Below are 17,676 nucleotides of genomic sequence, written 5' to 3'. Positions count from 1 at the left end.
GGACGTACCGTCATGCTCACGCCCGACACGCTCGACATCACCGATGAGACCGCGTACGCCGCGAACGGCGGCTACCCCCATGCCGAGTTCGACCTGCTCCGCCGCGAGCAGCCGGTGTTCTGGTACCGGCGCCCCGGCTTCGAGCCGTTCTGGGTGCTGACCCGGCACGAGGACATCGCCTACGTCTCGCGCAACCCCAAGCTCTTCTCCAGCGCCCAGCGCGTCACCCTCGACACCCCCGAGGCCGTGGAGATGTTCGAGGCGCAGCTGGAGGCGCGGGCCGAGATGTTCGGGCACGCCCCGGACATGCCGCCGGCCCTGTCGTACATGGACGCGCCGCGCCACCGCCACCTGCGCCAGGTCATGGCGCCCTGCTTCACGCCCAAGGCGATCAAGGAGCTGGAGGAGCGGTTCCACGAGCTCGCGGGTGAGTACGCGCAGGCGTTCGCCCGCCTCCTCGACGACAACGGCAGCGCGGACGTGGCCAAGAGCCTGTCCGCGCGGCTGCCCGTCGCGGCGATCTGCGAACTGGTCGGGGCGCCCCTGAAGGACTGGGACGACATCTTCGAGTGGACCGAGGGCACCACGGCTCCCGGCGACCCGGACAACCAGCGCGACGGCGAGGACGCCGAGGCCGCCTTCGCCCGGAACATGGGCGCCCTCAACGGCTACGTCGCGGGCCTGGTCCAGCAGCGCATGGCCGACATCGACGGCACCGGCACCGACGTCCTCAGCCGGCTGGCCCGGGCGCGGATCGACGGCGAGGCACTGTCCTTCCACGAGATCCTCTACACCATCTTCAACCTGCTGGTCGCGGGCATCGGCACCACCCGCAACGCCACGACCGGCGGCATCCAGGCTCTCCTGGAACACCCCGACCAGGTGCAGAAGCTCATCGAGGACCCGTCGCTGATCGACGGAGCCGTCGAGGAGATCCTGCGCTGGACATCGATCGCGGTGAACTTCGTGCGCACCGCCACCCAGGACACCGAGATCGGCGGCACGCCCATCCGCAAGGGCGAGACCGTCTCGATGTGGTATCCGGCGGGCAACCGCGACGAGGTGGTCTTCGCGGACCCCCACCGCTTCGACGTCACCCGCGACGCGCGCGAGCAGATCGCGTTCGGCGGACACGGCGAGCACGTCTGCCTGGGCCACCACCTGGCCCGACTGGAGCTGCGGGCCGTGCTGCGCGCCGTGCTGCCGCTGCTCACGGAGCTGGAAATCGAGCGCGAGCCCGAGTTCGGTGTGCTCCACCTCCAGGCCGCTGAGATCAAGCGGCTTGTCGTACGACGCAAGGAACGGTGAACCACCCATGTCCGAGAACCCGAGCCCGCAGGCACAGCCGCAGCCGGAGCCGCCGCGGAAGGTGCCGGCCAGTCTGCGTGAATTCGCGGCGGGGGACGAGTCCGACCTCAACGTGGTCGCGCCGTGGGTGGGTCCCGCGGTCGACGCGGAGACCGGCCGGCTGAAGGAGCCGCTGCGCGGACGGCACCTGGTCGCCACGTCCGTCGGCTGGCCCAAGCCCGGGCACGAGCCCGCCGCCATCGCCCTGAACGAGGCCATCCTCGCCGAGCTGTACACACGGCCCGGTCTGCTGGCCGTGACGCTCGCGATATCCGAGAAGAACTTCAACAGCACGCGGAGTCTCAGCATCTGGGAAGACGAAGAGGCGCTGAAGGGATTTCTGAAATCCGGTCCGCACATGGCGGCGGCCCGCCGGGTGAAAGAGCTCATGTACGACTGGGAAGGCGCGAACTGGGTTTCCGAGGAAACCCTGGAACTGCCGACCTTCGACGACGCGAAGGCGAAACTCGACGCCGTCCGGGCGCCCGGCCCGAGCGCGTTCGAGTCGTACGACGGGGACCGTTCCGCCTGACCCCGCCGAGGACCGCTCGAGAATGCCTCGAGGCCCGCTCGAGAACCACATGACGAGGAGCAACCGCATGACCGTGACCGCCGACGCCCCGGCTCAGCCGCTCACCACCCATTTCCTGCACCACTTCGACCTCGCCTACGGCATGGTGCTCGAACTCGCCGAGGACTTCGACGACGAGACCGCGCGGCTGGCCCCCGCCCCGCACAAGCCGCTGGTCTGGTTCCTCGGCCACCTCATCTGCGCCACCGACTACTTCTCCACCCTGCACCAGGGCACCGAGTCGCTGGTCACCGAGGAGTTCTCCCGGCACTACGCGGGCAACGACAACAACGACTGGTCGTGGGGCCCTTCGCTGGCGGAGATGATCGAGCTCTACCGCCAGGTCCACGCCCGGATGCGGGCCTTCGTGGCGGGCCTGCGCCCGGAGGACCTCGACGGCGAGTCCCCGCTGGAGCCGTTCGGCGACGACCGGTTGAAGAACCTCGGAAAGGCGCTGTCGATCATCCAGATGCACGACGCCTACCACTGCGGCCAGATCGGCTGCCTGCGCGTCGCGCTCGGCAAGTCGGTGCCTTTCTAGCCACATCCCCGCAGGCTGGCCGAAATTCCCCGGTATCCCGGATCCGTGCGGATTCGGGATACCGGAGCCGCTGCTACCGTGGCACACGGTTCGCCCGTACAGCGGTTCCAGGAAGAGGGGTTTCCATGCCTTCGCACATTGCGTTCTTCAATTTCCCGGCCATCGGCCACGTGAATCCGACACTCGGAGTCGTCGAAGAACTGGTCAAGCGGGGGCATCGGGTCACCTGCACGGTCACCGACCATTTCGCCCCCGCAATAGAGGCGATCGGCGCCGAGGCCGTCCGCTACGACTCCGTATTCGGCGAGTTCTACCGCTCCCCTTACACGGAGGAGGCCAACGCGGGCGAGGGAATGCGCTGCCTCGACGACGCGACCGGCCTCATCGAGCAGGTCGGCCCGTTCTACGAGAAGAACCGCCCCGACGTCATCGTCCACGACTTCATGGCGTGGGGTGCGCGCTTCTACGGCGCCAAGCACGACATCCCGCTCGTGCGGCTCTACCCCACCTACGGAGCCAACGAGCACTTCTCCATCCAGGAGAAGTTCCCGCTCGCCGAGTACTCCGACCCGCAGGTCATGGAGATGATCGGCAAGCTCGCCGGCCTGCTCCCCGAGTTCAACCTGCCGGCCGACCCCATGGCCTTCTTCCAGGGCATCGAGAAGCTCGGCATCATCTTCCTGCCGCGCGACTTCCACTACGACGGCGACACCTTCGACGACCGCTTCGTCTTCGCCGGGCCCTGCCTGGGCGACCGCTCCTTCCAGGGCGCGTGGGAGCCCGCTTCCGCGGACCGCCCGGTCCTGCTGATCTCGCTCGGCACCGCCGCCACCGGCTGGGCGGAGTTCTTCCGCACGGCCGTCTCGGCGTTCGGCGACAGCGAGTGGGACGTCGTCATGGCCGTCGGCGACCACATCGACGCCGCCGACCTCGGCCCGCTGCCCGCCAACTTCGACGTGCGCCGCCACGTGCCGCAGCTCGAAGTCCTGCGCCACGCCAAGCTGTTCGTCACCCACGGCGGAATGAACAGCGTCATGGAGTCCCTGTACAACGGCGTGCCGATGGTCGTCATCCCCCAGATGAACGAGCAGAAGGCCAACGCCCTGCGCGTCGACGAGCTGGGCCTGGGCCGCCACCTCCCCAAGGAGGACACCACCGTCGACACCCTGCGCGAGGCCGTCGCGGCCGTGGCCGCCGACAGCGGGACCACCGGCCGCGTGGAGCGCATGGGCGAGGCCATGCGCACGGTCGACGGCCCGGCCGTGGCCGCCGACGCCATCGAGAAGTCCCTCACGCAGAACGCCGGCTGACCCGCCACCCCACCCGCCCCGCCCCAGCCCCCGGCCCGACGGCCGGGGGCCGGGTCGTTTCCGCTCCGCCGGGCGCCGACGGCCCGGGGCGGGGGCTGCGGGACGGTGGGGGAGGGGGTGCGGGCTGTACGGGGCCTCCAGCGGCCTTCGAGACGGGCTCACGAAGGTGGGGGCGGACGACTCAGCCCTCGGCCCCCTCTGGAAGGCATCGTGAAACGACTGTTGCAGACCGCTGCGGCGGTGATCCTCACCGCAGGACTCCTGGCCCCCACAGCGGCCGCCCAGGAGGCCACCTCCCCGACCCAGCGACCGGCACGGTTCGCCCAGCCGGGTTCGCTCTCCTCGCCGTTCGGCAAGGGCAGCTTCCGGTTCGGGGTCTCCAGCTCCGCCACCCAGATCGAGGACCAGAACACCCACACCGACTGGTACAAGTGGACCCAGCCCGTCGCCGAAGGCGGCATGGGCAAGAGCCCCGCCGTCGGCGAGGGAGTCGACGGCTACACCCTGGCCATCGAGGACATCGACCTCATCGCCGCCCTCAAGGTGGACTCCTACCGCTTCGGCATCGAGTGGGCGCGCATCGAGCCCCGCCGCGGCCAGCTCGACGAGCAGGCCATCGCCCACTACAACAGGGTGATCGACGCCCTCGTCGCCCGCGGCATCCGCCCGGTCGTCACCATCCACCACTTCGCCAACCCGGTGTGGGTGGACAACCCCGAGGACCTCGCCTGCGCGGCCGGCCCCTCCGACGGCAACCTCTGCGGACTGGACCACCCCCAGGGCGGGCCGCTCGTCGTCAAGGCGATGGCCGACCACTCCACGCTGCTCGCCCAGCGGTTCGGCGACCGGGTCCGCGACTGGGTGACCCTCAACGAGCCCGGCGTCTACATGATGTTCTCGCACGCCTTCGGCGCCGGCCCGCCCGGCAAGGCCAACCTGCCCACGCACTTCGACACCAGGTTCGCGCCGGCCGTGCGCACGTACATCGACGCCCACGCCGCCATGTACAAGGCGATCAAGAAGGTGGACCCGGGCGCCTCCGTCGGCCTCACCGCCAGCGTCAAGCAGTACGAGGCCGTCCGCGACGGCAAGATCAGCACCGAGCCCCGCGACATCGCCGCCCGCGACCGCTTCCGCCGCTTCTTCGAGCTGAACTTCCTCGACTCGCTGCGCAACGGCACCTTCGACGCGAACTACGACGGCACGCCCGACGAGCAGCGCCCCGAGTGGAAGAACACCCTGGACTGGCTCGGCATCCAGCTCTACGACCGCACCGGCGTCACCGACCCGACCACCCCCGGGCCGACGACCCTGCCCGTCATCAACGTCGACGTCTGCGGCGCGCCGCCCTGCTTCCCGCTCAAGGACCCGACCTACTTCATCCCCGACATGGGCTACGAGTCGGACCCGCAGGGCCTCTACCCGGTCCTGAAGGACTTCAGCAGCCGCTACAAGGGCCTGCCCCTGCTGGTCTCCGAATCCGGCCTGGCCACCGCCTCGGGCACCCGCCGCGCCGAGTTCATCGTCCGCGCCCTGGAGCAGATCCAGCGGGCCCGCGCCGAAGGCGTCGACGTCCGCGGCTACTACCACTGGAGCCTGATGGACAACTTCGAGTGGCTCGGCGGCTACAAGCCGCGCTTCGGCCTCTACGCCGTCGACCGCACCACCATGAAGCGCACCCCGACCGAAGCGGTCGGCGTCTACGCCCAGATCGCCGGGTCCCGGAACCTGAGCCCCGCCCTGCGCGCCCAGTACGGCGGCAGCGGCCCCCTCACCCCGGAGCCCGGCAACGCACCCGCCGCGCCGCCCGCCACCTCCACCCCGGCCGTCACCGGCCGCCGGGACTGACCCTTAACGGCCGGGCGCGCCCCGCGCCCGGCCGGCCCCCCTCCTTCTGCCGAGGCCCCGGTTCAACGATCTCCAAGGATGCCCAGATGAGCAACGCCCAGGTGAACAGTGGCAGCGCTGCCGCACCCGTGCCCGTCGCCGCGGACATAGCCGCCCGGCTGCGCGAGACGATCGCCGGACTCCTCGAGATCGGCCCCGGCTCGGTGGACGACAACCGCTCCCTGCGCGACCTGGGCATGACCTCGGTGGGGATCGTCGCGATGCTGGAGAGCACCGCCGCGTGGCTCGGCCGCCCCGTCCCCGCCTGGGCCGCCTGGAAGTACCCCACCGTGGCCGCCCTCGCCGGCCACCTCGCCGGCGACGAACTCCCCGCGCCGCCTGAGGCCGCGGCCGCCCGCCCGCGCGGTCGCGCGCACGCGCGCGAACCCATCGCCGTCGTCGGCCTCGGCTGCCGCCTGCCCGGCGGCATCGAGACCCCCGACGCCCTGTGGCAGAGCCTCCTCGACGGCGTCGACGCCGTCCGCGAGGTCCCGCGCGAACGCTGGAACGCCGACGAGTGGCTCGACCCCGACCCCCGCGCCCCGGGCCGGATGACCACCCGGTGGGGCGGCTTCCTCGACGACGTCGCCGGCTTCGACGCCGAACTGTTCCGCATCTCACCCGCCGAAGCCCGCCAGATGGACCCCCAGCAGCGCATGGCCCTGGAAAGCGCCTGGGCCGCCATCGAGGACGCCCGCATCGTCCACGGCGACCTCGAAGGCACCCGCACCGGCGTGTTCATGGGCACCATGGCGCAGGAGTACCACCTGGCCACCGGCGCCGACGCGCAGGACATCGACACCCACTCCGCCACCGGCTGGGACAACTCGATCATCCCGGCCCGCATCGCCTACACCCTCGGCCTGCACGGCCCCGCCCTCGCCGTCGCCACCGCGTGCAGCTCCTCCCTGACCGCCACCCACCTCGCCGTGCAGAGCCTGCGCTCCGGCGAGACCGACCTCGCCCTCGCGGGCGGCGTCAACGTCCTGCTCAGCCCGCACACCACCGTCGCCATGACCAAGTTCGGCGGGATGAACCCCGACGGCCAGTGCCGCGCCTTCGACGCCGGCGCCGGCGGCTACGTACGCGGCGAGGGCTGCGGCGTCGTCGTCCTGCGCCGGCTGTCCGACGCCCTCGCCGAAGGCGACCGGATCTACGCCGTCATCCGAGGCAGCGCCGTCAACAACGACGGAGCCTCCAACGGCCTCACCGCGCCCAATCCCCGCGCCCAGGCCGAGGTCCTGCGCGCCGCCTGGCAGGACGCCGCCGTGGCCCCCCGGCACGTCTCCTACGTCGAAGCCCACGGCACCGGCACCCTCCTCGGCGACCCCATCGAAGCCGAGGCCCTGGGCACCGTCTTCGCCGACGGCCGCGAGGAACCCCTGCGCATCGGCTCCGCCAAGACCAACTTCGGCCACCTGGAACCCGCCGCCGGCGTCCTCGGCCTGATGAAGACCGCCCTGGCCCTGCACCACGGCGAACTCCCCGCCAGCCTCCACTTCGACACCCCGAACCCGCACATCGACTTCGAGGCCGGACGCCTCGAGGTCGTCGCCGAGCGCCGCCCCTGGCCGCGACGCGGCCGCCGGTACGCGGGCGTCAGCAGCTTCGGCTTCGGCGGCACCAACGCCCACATCGCCCTCGAAGAGGCCCCCTACCGCCGCCGCCACCTCGTCCCCCTCGCCGCCGACACCGACGAGGAACTGCGCGAGGCCGCCGACGCCGTGGCCGCCCGCGCCCGCGCCGGACACGGCTGGTACGCCCCCGAACTCCTGGCCCGCGCCACCGGCGCCCAGCGCGTCGTCGCCGCCGTCGACCACGCGGACGAGCTCGCCGACACCCTGCGCGAACAGCTCGACGCCCGCACCCCGCGCACCCCGGGCAGCCGCCCCTCCCTGGCCTTCTTCTTCTCCGGCCACGGCTCCCAATGGCTCGGCATGGGCCGCGACCTGCTCGCCGAACCCGCCTTCCGCACCGCCCTCGACGCCTGCGACACCGCGATCCGCGCGACCACCGGCTGGTCCGTCCTCGACGAACTGCTCGCCGGACCCGACACCTCCCGGCTGGAGCGCACCGACGTCGTCCAGCCCGTCCTGTTCGCCGTGCAGGTCTCCCTCGCCCGCACCCTCGAAGCCTGGGGCCTGGAGCCGTGCACCGTCTTCGGCCAGAGCATCGGCGAGGTCGCCGCCGCCGTCGTCGCCGGCGCCCTGCCGCTGGCCGAAGGCGCCCGGCTCATCGGCACTTGGTCCCAGCTCATCGCCGAACGCGCCGCCGGGCAGGGCGGCCTGCTGCTGTGCGAACTGCCGCTGGAGCGCGCCGACGAACTCGTCGCCCGCCACCCCGGCCGGATCTCCCTCGCCGGCCACCTCGCCCCCGGCCAGACCGCCCTGTCCGGGCCGCTGGACGCCGTGGCCGCCGTGGAACGCGAACTCACCGAGTCCGGGGTGCGCTGCCAGCGCGTCCACATCGACTACGCCTCCCACAGCGAGCAGCTCACCGAGCTCGCCCCCGAACTCGAACGCCGGCTGGGCACCCTGCGCACCGCCCCGGCCGCCGTCCCCTTCTGGTCCACCGTCACCAACGGCTTCACCGACGGCACCACCCTGGACGCCGCCTACTGGGCCCGCAACATGTGCGCCCCCATGCTCATCGCCGAGGCCGTCACCGCCCTCGCCGACGAACGGGGCCTCGCGATCGTCGAGATCGCCCCGCACCCCGTCGCCCGGCACTCCCTCAAGCGCACCCTGACCGCACTGGCCGAAGCCGGCCCGGACACGGCCAAGGCCGCCGCCGGACCCTCCTCGGTGCTGGTCACCGGCCGCCGCGACCGCCCCGCCCGCCGCTCGCTGGAGGACGTCGCCGTCCGCCTGTGGTGCGAGGGCTACGACGTCGACTGGGGCGCCGTCACCGGCCGCCCCCAGCGCCCCGCCCCCACCGCGCCCGTCGCCGTGACCGTCTCCGGCAAGAGCGCCGCCGCCCTCGCCGCGAACGCCGCCGCCCTCGCCGACCACCTGGCCGGCGCCTCCGCGGCCACCCTGCTCGACACCGCGTACACCGCCGCCGGCCGCCGCTCGCACCTGGAGCACCGGGCCGTCGCCGTCGCCACCACCGCCGACGAGGCGGCGCAGGCCCTGCGCGCCCTGGCCCAGGGGGCACCGCACCACGCCCTGACCGAGGGCACCGCCCGCGAGGGCGACCTGGCGGTGCTGTTCACCGGACAGGGCAGCCAGCGCCTCGCCATGGGCCGCGCCCTGTACGGGGCCCTGCCCGCCTTCCGCCAGGCCTTCGACGACGTGTGCGCGGAGCTCGACCGCCACCTGCGGATCCCGCTCGTCGCCGTGCTGTTCGCCGACCCCGACGGCGCCGACGGCGCGCTCGTGCACGAGACCGAGTTCACCCAGCCCGCCCTGTTCGCCGTCGAGGTCGCCCTGTTCCGGCAGTGGGAGGCCTGGGGCGTGCGGCCGCGCGTCCTGGCCGGCCACTCCGTCGGAGAAGTCGCGGCCGCGCACGCGGCGGGCGTGCTCGGCCTGGCCGACGCGGCCCGCCTGGTGGCTGCCCGGGGCCGCCTCATGCAGGCGTGCGAGCCGGGCGGCGCCATGGCCTCCGTCGAGGCGTCCGAGGCCGAGGTGCGGGAGGTCCTCGCGGACGTACCCGGCCGGATCGCCGTCGGCGGGCTCAACGGGCCCGCGCAGACCGTCGTCAGCGGCGACGCCGACGCCGTCACCGCCGTCATCGCCCGCTTCGCGGCCCAGGGCCGGCGCACGCGCAGACTGGAGGTGTCCCACGCCTTCCACAGCCCGCACATGGACGCGATGCTCGACGCCTACCGCGCCGTCGCGCAGCAGTGCGCCTTCGACGCACCGCGGATCCCGCTGGTCTCCACCGTCACCGGAGCGTGGGCCGACGCCGGCCTCGCACCGGGCGAGGGCATGCGCTCCGCGGAGTACTGGGTCCGCCAGGTCCGCGAACCCGTCCGCTTCCTCGACGCCATGGCCACCCTGGAGCAGGCCGGCATCGCCCGCTACCTCGAATGCGGGCCCGCCGCCGTGCTGTCCGCGACGGGCGCGGGCTGCGTGAGCCGCGAGGTCCCCTTCATCGCCTCCCAGCGTGCCGACGAGAGCGACGAGGCCCGCATCCTCGTGCAGGCCCTCGGCGCGCTGCACGTCAGCGGCCAGCACGTCGACTGGTGCAAGGTGTTCGCGGGCACCGCCGCCACCGTCACCGACCTGCCCACGTACGCCTTCCAGCGCGAGCACCACTGGATCGACGCCCCCGACCGGCCCCGCGGCGACCGGTCCGCCGCGGAGGACGCGCTGTGGCAGGCCGTCGGGAGCGGCGCGCCCGAGCGCGTCGCCGAACTCCTCGGCGTCGGCGGCAGCGCCCCCGACAGCACCGCCGTGGCCGCCCTGCTGCCTCACCTGGCCGCCTGGCACGAACGCCGGACCCAGGCCGACACCGTCAGCTCCTGGCTGTACGAACAGACCTGGCAGCCGGCCCGCCCCCTGACCCCGGCCCCCGGGATCCAGGGCCACTGGCTCCTCGCCACCCCCGGCGAACCGGCTCCGACGGCCGCCACCTCGGCGGTGACGGTCCGGGCACTCGTCGACGCCGTTGCCGCAGCGCTCACCGCCGCCGGGGCGACCGTCCACCTCCTGCCCGCCCACGACGACCGCACCGCGTACGGGGCCGCCCTGGCCGCGCTCGGCGCGGAGCTCGGCGACCGGCAGCCGTCCGGCGTGCTCGCCCTCACCCCCACCGAGACCGGCGCCCACCCCGCCCATCCGGCCACCACCACGGGCGCCGCCCGGACGCTGGCCCTGGTCCAGGCGCTCGGCGACGCCGCCGTCCGCGCCCCGCTGTGGCTCGTCACCCAGGGCGCGGTGCACGCCGCCCCCGCCGACCCGGCGCCCCGCCCCGACCAGGCGCTCGCCTGGGGTCTGGGCCACGTCGTCGCCCTGGAGCACGGCGCCCGCTGGGGCGGCCTCGTCGACCTCCCGGCCGACGACGCCCAGGCGCTGGCCGCGGCCCCGCGCCTCGCCGCAACCGTCAACCGTGCCACCGCCGTTAACGGCGTTAACGGCGTTAACGCCGTTAACACCGCCGGCCCCACCGCACCCGCCGGAGGCGAGGAGCACCTCGCCCTGCGCCCCACCGGCGCGTATGTGCGCCGACTGCGCCCGGCCACCGTGCCCCCGGCCGCCCCCTGGACCCCGCGCGGGACGATCCTGGTCACCGGCGGCAGCGGCGCCCTCGCCGGCCACCTCGCGCTGTGGCTCGCCGAGCGCGGCGCCGAGCACCTGGTGCTCGTCTCCCGGCGCGGCGCCTCGGCCGACGGCGCCGCCGAACTCACCGCCCGCCTCGAAGCCGCCGGGGCCCGCGTCACCTTCGCCGCCTGTGACCTCACCGACCGCGACCAGACGCAGCGGCTCCTGGCCGGCCTCGACGCACAGCAGCCGCCGCTGCGCGCCGTCTTCCACACCGCGGGCGTCCTCGACGACCGCCTCCTGGACCGCCTCGACACCGAGGCCCTGGCCACCGCGGCGGCGCCCAAACTCGCCGCCGCCCGCCTGCTGGCCGAGCTCACCCGGGACCACGACCTCGACGCGTTCGTCCTGTACTCCTCCGTCGTCGGAGTCCTCGGCAACCTCGGCCAGGCCAACTACGCCATGGCCAACGCCGCGCTCGACGCCCTCGCCGAGACCCTGCGCGCCGACGGCGTCCCCGCCCTCAGCCTCGCCTGGGGCCCCTGGGCGGACGGCGGCATGACGCACGGCGCCGCCGAAGCCCAGCTGCGCGCCGCGGGACTCGCCCCCATGGCCGTGGACCGCGCCCTGACGGCCCTGGACCGCGCCCTGACCTCCGGCCGCTCCCTCGTCGTCGCCGACATCGACTGGCCGAAGGCGGCCGCCGGCTACGGCGAAGCCCGCCCGCGCCACTTCCTCGACGAGATCGCGCAGGCCCGTACCGCCCCGGCCGCCCCCGAGACGGGCGGCGCCGCGAACCCGTTCCTGAGCAGCGTCCTGGCGCTGCCCGAGGCCGACCGCGCGGCCCACGTCACGGCCGTACTCGCCGCCGAGGCCGCCGCCGTCCTCGGCGTCAAGGACCCGCAGTCGCTCGACCCGGACCGCGGCTTCAAGGACCTCGGCTTCGGCTCGATGATGTCCATCGACTTCGCCGCCGGCGTCCAGAAGCGCACCGGTGTCCCCACCCCCAAGACGCTGGCCTTCGACTGCCCCGACCTGACCGCCGCCACCGCGTGGCTGCTCGCCAAACTCGCCCCCGCGACCCCCGCCGCGCCCACCACCGTGGCGCCGGCGGACTCCCGCCCCGCCCGCGGCGACGAGCCGCTCGCCATCGTCGGCGTCGGCCTGCGCATGCCCGGCGGCGCCCACGACCTCGACAGCCTCTGGACCGTCCTCGCCGAGGGCCGCGACACCGTCACCACCGTGCCGGCGGACCGCTTCGACATCGACGCCTTCTACGACGCCGACCCGGACGCGGAGGGCCGCACGTACGCCCGCCACGCCTCCTTCCTCGACGACGTGTCCCGCTTCGACGCCGCCTTCTTCGGCATCAGCCCGCGCGAGGCCGAGCCGATGGATCCCCAGCACCGCCTGCTCCTCGAGGCGGCCTGGACCTCCCTGGAGGACGCCGGGATCCGGCCCCGCGAGCTGCGGGACTCCCGTACGGGCGTGTTCGTCGGCGCGGGCGTCGGCGAGTACGGCAAGTACCGCCAAGGCGGCGCCCCCGACACCTACACCCTGACCGGCACCCTGCCCAGCTTCAACGCCGGCCGCCTCTCCTACCACCTCGGCCTCCAGGGCCCGGCGCTGTCCGTGGACACCGCCTGCTCGTCCTCCCTGGTCGCCCTGCACCTCGCGTGCGAGGCCCTGCGCGGCGACGAGTGCGAACTCGCCCTGGCCGGCGGGGTGCAGGTCCTCGCCGACCCGGGCGCGTTCATCGCGCTCAGCCGCTCGCACGCCCTGGCCCCGGACGGCCGCAGCAAGACCTTCTCCGCCGAGGCCGACGGCTACGGCCGCGGCGAGGGCGTCGGCGTGCTGGCCCTCATGCGGCTCTCCGACGCGCAGGCGCAGAACCGCACCGTCCTCGGCGTCATCCGGGCGACCGCCATCAACCACGACGGCGCCAGCAGCGGCATCACCGCCCCCAACGGCACCTCGCAGCAGAAGGTCATCCGCACCGCCCTCGCCTCGGCCGGCCTGGCGCCCGCCGACGTCGACTACGTCGAATGCCACGGCACAGGCACCTCGCTGGGCGACCCCATCGAGGTGCAGGCACTGGCCGCGGTCTACGGAGAAGGCCGCACGCCGGGCCGCGAGCTCGGGCTGGGCACCGCCAAGAGCGTCATCGGCCACCTGGAGTCGGCGGCCGGTGTCGCGGGCGTCTGCAAGATGCTCGCCTCCTTCCGGCAGGACGCCCTCCCGGCGACCGCGCACAGCTCCCCGCGCAACCCGAACATCGCCTGGGACGAACTCCCCGTCCGGGTCGTGGACTCGCTCACCCCGTGGGAGCGGGACCCGTCGCGCCCGCGCCGGGCGGGCGTCTCCTCCTTCGGACTGAGCGGGACGAACGCCCACGTGGTGCTCGAAGAGCCCCCGGCCGCCGCACCGCCCGCCGCCGTCCCGACCGGCACGGCCGCCTCCGCGTACCCGGTGGCCGTGTCGGGCCGCGACCAGGCCGCGCTGCGCGAGCAGGCGGCCCGCTGGGCGGAGTGGGCCGCGCGGCACCCCGAGGTCCCGGTCTGCGATGTTGCGGTGACGGCTGCCCGGCACCGTTCGCACTTCGCGTCGCGGGCGAGTGTGGTGGCCTCGGATGCGGCCGGTCTGGTGGAGGCGTTGCGGGCGTTGTCGGAGGGCACGTCGCACGACGCGGTGGTGACGGGTTCGGCCGCGCGCCGCGGGAAGGTCGTCTTCGTCTATCCCGGCCAGGGTTCGCAGTGGGTCGGGATGGGCCGTGCCCTGCTCGCGCAGAACGAGACCTTCCGGCAGACGGTCGACGCGTGTGATGCGGCGTTGCGTCCGTTCACGGGGTGGTCGGTGCGTGAGGTGCTGGCGGGGGAGGAGGGTGATCATCCGCCGTTCGACCGGGTGGACGTGGTTCAGCCGGCCCTGTTCGCGATGGGTGTCGGTCTTTCCGCCGTCTGGCGTTCCCTGGGTGTCGAGCCGTCGGCGGTGGTGGGCCATTCGCAGGGTGAGGTGGTCGCGGCGGTGGTGAGCGGTGCTCTGACTTTGGAGCAGGGCTCGCAGATCGTCGCTCAGCGCTCCCAGGCCGTTCTCGCGTGCGCGGGTCAGGGCGGTATGGCGCTGATCGAACGCCCGGTGGCGGAGGTCGAGGAGTTCATCGCCCCGTACGGCGACGCCCTGTCGATCGCGGCGGTCAACACGGCCGGTTCCACCGTGATCTCCGGTCAGGCGGACGCCATCGTCCGCATCGTCGCGGAGCTGTCGGAGCAGAACGTCTACGCCCGCAAGATCAAGGTCGATTACGCCTCCCACAACGCCCAGATGGACCCGTTGCTGCCGTCCCTGGCGGAGGGCTTCGAGGGGATCATCCCGTCTGGTACGGACATCGCCTTCTACTCCACCGTCACCGGCCAGGTAGCGGACGGCACGGCGCTGGACGGCGGCTACTGGTGCCGCAACCTGCGCGAGCCGGTCCGATTCGACCGAGCCCTGAACCAGCTTCTGGACGACGGCCACGGCGTGTTCGTGGAGATCTCCGCGCACCCGGTCCTGTCCATGCCGCTGACCGACGGCAGCGCGGAGCGCGGCGGCATCGTCGTCGGCTCGCTCAGCCGCCGCGACGGCACCCCCGCCCAGCTGCTGCGCAACCTCGGCCTGCTCCACGTGCAGGGCCACGACCTCGACTGGGACCGCGTCCTCGGCGCCGGCCACCTGGTCCCCCTGCCCTCGTACGCCTTCCAGCGCGAGCGCTTCTGGCTGCCCGTCGCCCAGGCCGCCGGCGACGCCGGTTCCCTGGGCCTGGAAGCCTCCCGGCACCCCTGGCTCGGCGCGGCCCTCGAACTCGCCGACGCCGACGGCCACGTCTTCACCGGCCGCCTCTCCCTCACCGACCACCCGTGGCTGCGCGAGCACTCCGTGTTCGGCTCGGTCATCGTCCCCGGCACCGGTCTGCTCGAGCTGGCCACGGCCGCGGCCCACGAGGCGGGGGCCGTCGGCATCGCCGAACTGACCCTTGCCGAGCCGCTGGTGATCGAGGACGCGGTGCGCCTCCAGATCACCGTGGGCGCCCCGCGCGACGGCCGCCGCCCGATCACCCTGCACAGCCGCCCCGACGGCCCCGGCCGCACCTGGACCCGCCACGCGAGCGGCGAGCTGCTGCTCGACCCGGCCCCGGCCGGCCACGGCGCCCCGGACGGGTTCGCCGACCTCCGCGGCTGGCCGGTCGCCGGCGCCGACCGGGTCGACCTCGACGGGTTCTACGACCGCTTCGCCGCCCAGGGCATCGACTACGGCCCCGCCTTCCGCGGCCTGACCGAACTGTGGCGCAAGGGCAGCACGGCCTACGGGCTCGTCCGCCTCCCCGACCCGGCCGCGGGCGCCGAGTACAACGTGCACCCGGCCCTGCTCGACACCGCCCTGCACGTGATGAAGGGCGCGACGGCCGGAGAGGACGAACCCGAGGGCGCGCTCCTGCCGTTCGAGTGGACGGACGTCGAACTGCTCGCGGCCGGCAGCGGCGAGCTCCGCGTCCGCATCGACGTCGAACGGTCCGCCGACGGCCAGTCCGTGCAGGTCTGGGCCGCCGACGCGGCCGGCTCGCCCGTCGTCCGCGTCGGCGCGCTCCACCTGCGGCGGGCCACCGCCGACCAGCTGCGCGCCGCCCGGTCCACCACCTCCCGCGACCTGCACCGGCTGGCCTTCCAGCCCCTGCCGGCCAGCGCCACGCCCACCGGCCGCCGCACGGCGGACGTCGTACTCGGCGGCACCGGGGAGCTCGCCGCACTGCTCGGCGCCGAGACGCTGCCCGGCGTCGACGCCCTGTCCGCCCGGCTGGACGCAGGCGTCCCCGCGCCGGCCAGGATCGTCGTGGACACGACCGGGCGGGCCCCCGCTATGGGCGCGTCCGAGGCCGTGTTCCGCGGCGGCGAGTACGCCCTCGCCCTGCTCCAGGCCCTGCTGGCCGACGAGCGGCTCACCGGCAGCGAACTCGTCTTCACCACCCGCGGCAGCATCGGCGCGGTGGAGGGCGACCTGCTCGACGGACTGGCCTACGCACCCCTCTGGGGCCTGGTCAGATCCGCCCGCGCGGAACACCCGGGCCAGAGCCTGCGCCTGCTGGACCTGGACCGGGACAGCACCGCGGAGGCCGTCGAGACCGCCCTGGCCCACGTGGACGAGCCGGAACTCGCCCTGCGCGGCGACCAGGTGCTCGCGGCCCGCCTGGTGGCGGCCGACCGGCCCACCGGACCCGCGACCGGCACCGGCACCGGCACCGGCACCGGCACGGGCACCGGTTCCGGCGGGGTGCGCACCCTCGATCCGCAGGGCACCGTCCTGATCACGGGCGGTGTCGGCGAGCTCGGCCGCGAGGTGGCCCGCCACCTGGTCCGCCGACACGGCGTCCGGCACCTCGTCCTCACCTCACGGCGCGGCGCGCAGGCGCCCGGAGCCGCGGAACTCATACACCAGCTCAGGGAAGAAGGCGCGGAATGCGTGCGGGTAGAGGCCTGTGATGTCGGTCGTCGCGATGACGTGGAGAAGGTGCTCGGTCTGGCTGAGGAGGGTCGGCCCTGGACGGCCGTCCTGCACCTCGCGGGCGTCCTGGACGACGGTGTACTCCTCGGCCAGGACGCACAGCGGCTCGCTCATGTGATGCGGCCCAAGACGACCGGCGCCGTGCTCCTCGACGAGGTGACCGCCGATCTGGGCCTGGACCTCGCCGCCTTCGTGTTCTTCTCCTCCGCCGCCGGCACCGTCGGCACCGCGGGCCAGGGCATCTACGGCGCGGCCAACGCCTGCCTCGACGCGTACGCGGTCCGCCGCCGCTCCGAGGGGCGCCCGGTCACCAGCCTCGCCTGGGGTCTGTGGCACCAGGCCGGGGTCGGCATGACCTCCCACCTCGGCACGGCGGAACTGGACCGGATGCGCCGCCAGGGCATCGCCCCGCTCAGCTTCGAGCACGGCCTGGACCTGCTGGACGCGGCACTCGCCCGCCCGGCCGGCAACTTCGTCCCCCTGCGGCTCGACCTGCGGGCCGCCCAGGCCGAGGTGGACCAGGGCCGGGCCGCGCCCGCCCTGTTCCGCTCCCTCGTACGGACCCGGCCGCGCCGGGCCGAGACCCCGGCCTCCGCCGCATCAGCCGGCCCGGCCGGTCTGCGCGAGCGGCTGCTGGCGGAGCCCGAGGACCAGCGGACCGACCTGGTGACGGAACTGGTGCTGCGCGAGGTGGCCGCCGTACTGGGCCTGACCTCGACCGGCTCGCTGTCCCCGCAGGAGGTGCTCAAGGGGCTCGGCCTGGACTCCCTGATGGCGGTGGAGCTGCGCCGGCGGCTGGCGGCGGAGAGCGGGGTGCCGCTGCCCGCCACCCTCGCCTTCGACCACCCGACGCCCGAGCACATCGCCCGGCTGATCCTCAGCCGCCTGGCCCTCCCGGCCGCGACCCCGCCCCCGGCCCGGACCCCGACTCCGGCCACGGCGGCGACCTCGGTGCCGGCCTCGGTCCTGGCCGCGGCGGCCGGGACCGCGGTGGCGGCCGCCGCCCTCGCGGACCTCGGCTTCCCGGCCTCCGGGACGGACGCCGAAACCGCCTTCGGGACGAACGCCGGGGCGGAGGCCGGGACGGCCACCGGGGCGGACGCCGGGGCCGAGGACGGGGCCGAGGGAGCCGCGGACGGCGATGCCGACGCGGGTGAACGGTCCGTCGAGGACCTCAACGCCGAGCTCGACGCCCTGTTCGCCGCGGAGGGGTTCGGCCTCGACTAGCCCCGACGGGCGGCCCCCTCCGCGGCCTTCGCCACCGGGCACACCAGGTCACGT

At 74.1% G+C, this 17,676-nt stretch carries 6 protein-coding genes; all 6 read left to right on the top strand.

From position 1 onward, the window contains the following. Positions 1-12: 12 nt before the first annotated feature. The 6 genes from AC07FY_RS24290 (at position 13) to AC07FY_RS24265 (ending at position 17,622) form a co-directional block, all read left to right on the top strand. Positions 13-1,308 carry a cytochrome P450 gene (locus tag AC07FY_RS24290; RefSeq protein ID WP_479009566.1) on the top strand — a complete coding sequence of 432 codons (1,296 nt, stop codon included), beginning with the start codon at positions 13-15 and terminating at the stop codon, positions 1,306-1,308. Positions 1,309-1,315: 7 nt separating this feature from the next. Beyond that, complete coding sequence (locus AC07FY_RS24285) at positions 1,316-1,879, top strand: antibiotic biosynthesis monooxygenase (RefSeq protein WP_479009563.1); 564 nt, start codon at positions 1,316-1,318, stop codon at positions 1,877-1,879. A 67-nt stretch (positions 1,880-1,946) separates the two neighbouring features. Beyond that, positions 1,947-2,459 (top strand): DinB family protein, encoded by a 513-nt coding sequence (locus tag AC07FY_RS24280; protein ID WP_479009560.1) that lies wholly within the window; start codon positions 1,947-1,949, stop codon positions 2,457-2,459. A 125-nt stretch (positions 2,460-2,584) separates the two neighbouring features. After that, positions 2,585-3,769, top strand: coding sequence for a macrolide family glycosyltransferase (locus AC07FY_RS24275; protein ID WP_479009557.1), 1,185 nt, complete (start codon positions 2,585-2,587; stop codon positions 3,767-3,769). Between the two features lie 210 nt (positions 3,770-3,979). After that, positions 3,980-5,617 carry a glycoside hydrolase family 1 protein gene (locus AC07FY_RS24270; protein ID WP_479009554.1) on the top strand — a complete coding sequence of 546 codons (1,638 nt, stop codon included), beginning with the start codon at positions 3,980-3,982 and terminating at the stop codon, positions 5,615-5,617. A gap of 86 nt (positions 5,618-5,703) precedes the next feature. Then, complete coding sequence (locus AC07FY_RS24265) at positions 5,704-17,622, top strand: SDR family NAD(P)-dependent oxidoreductase (protein ID WP_479009551.1); 11,919 nt, start codon at positions 5,704-5,706, stop codon at positions 17,620-17,622. The last annotated feature ends 54 nt before the right edge of the window (positions 17,623-17,676 follow it).

The sequence above is a fragment of the Streptomyces sp. NPDC045967 genome, from assembly GCF_056430495.1.
This window is presented reverse-complemented; position numbering and strand designations above follow the sequence as displayed.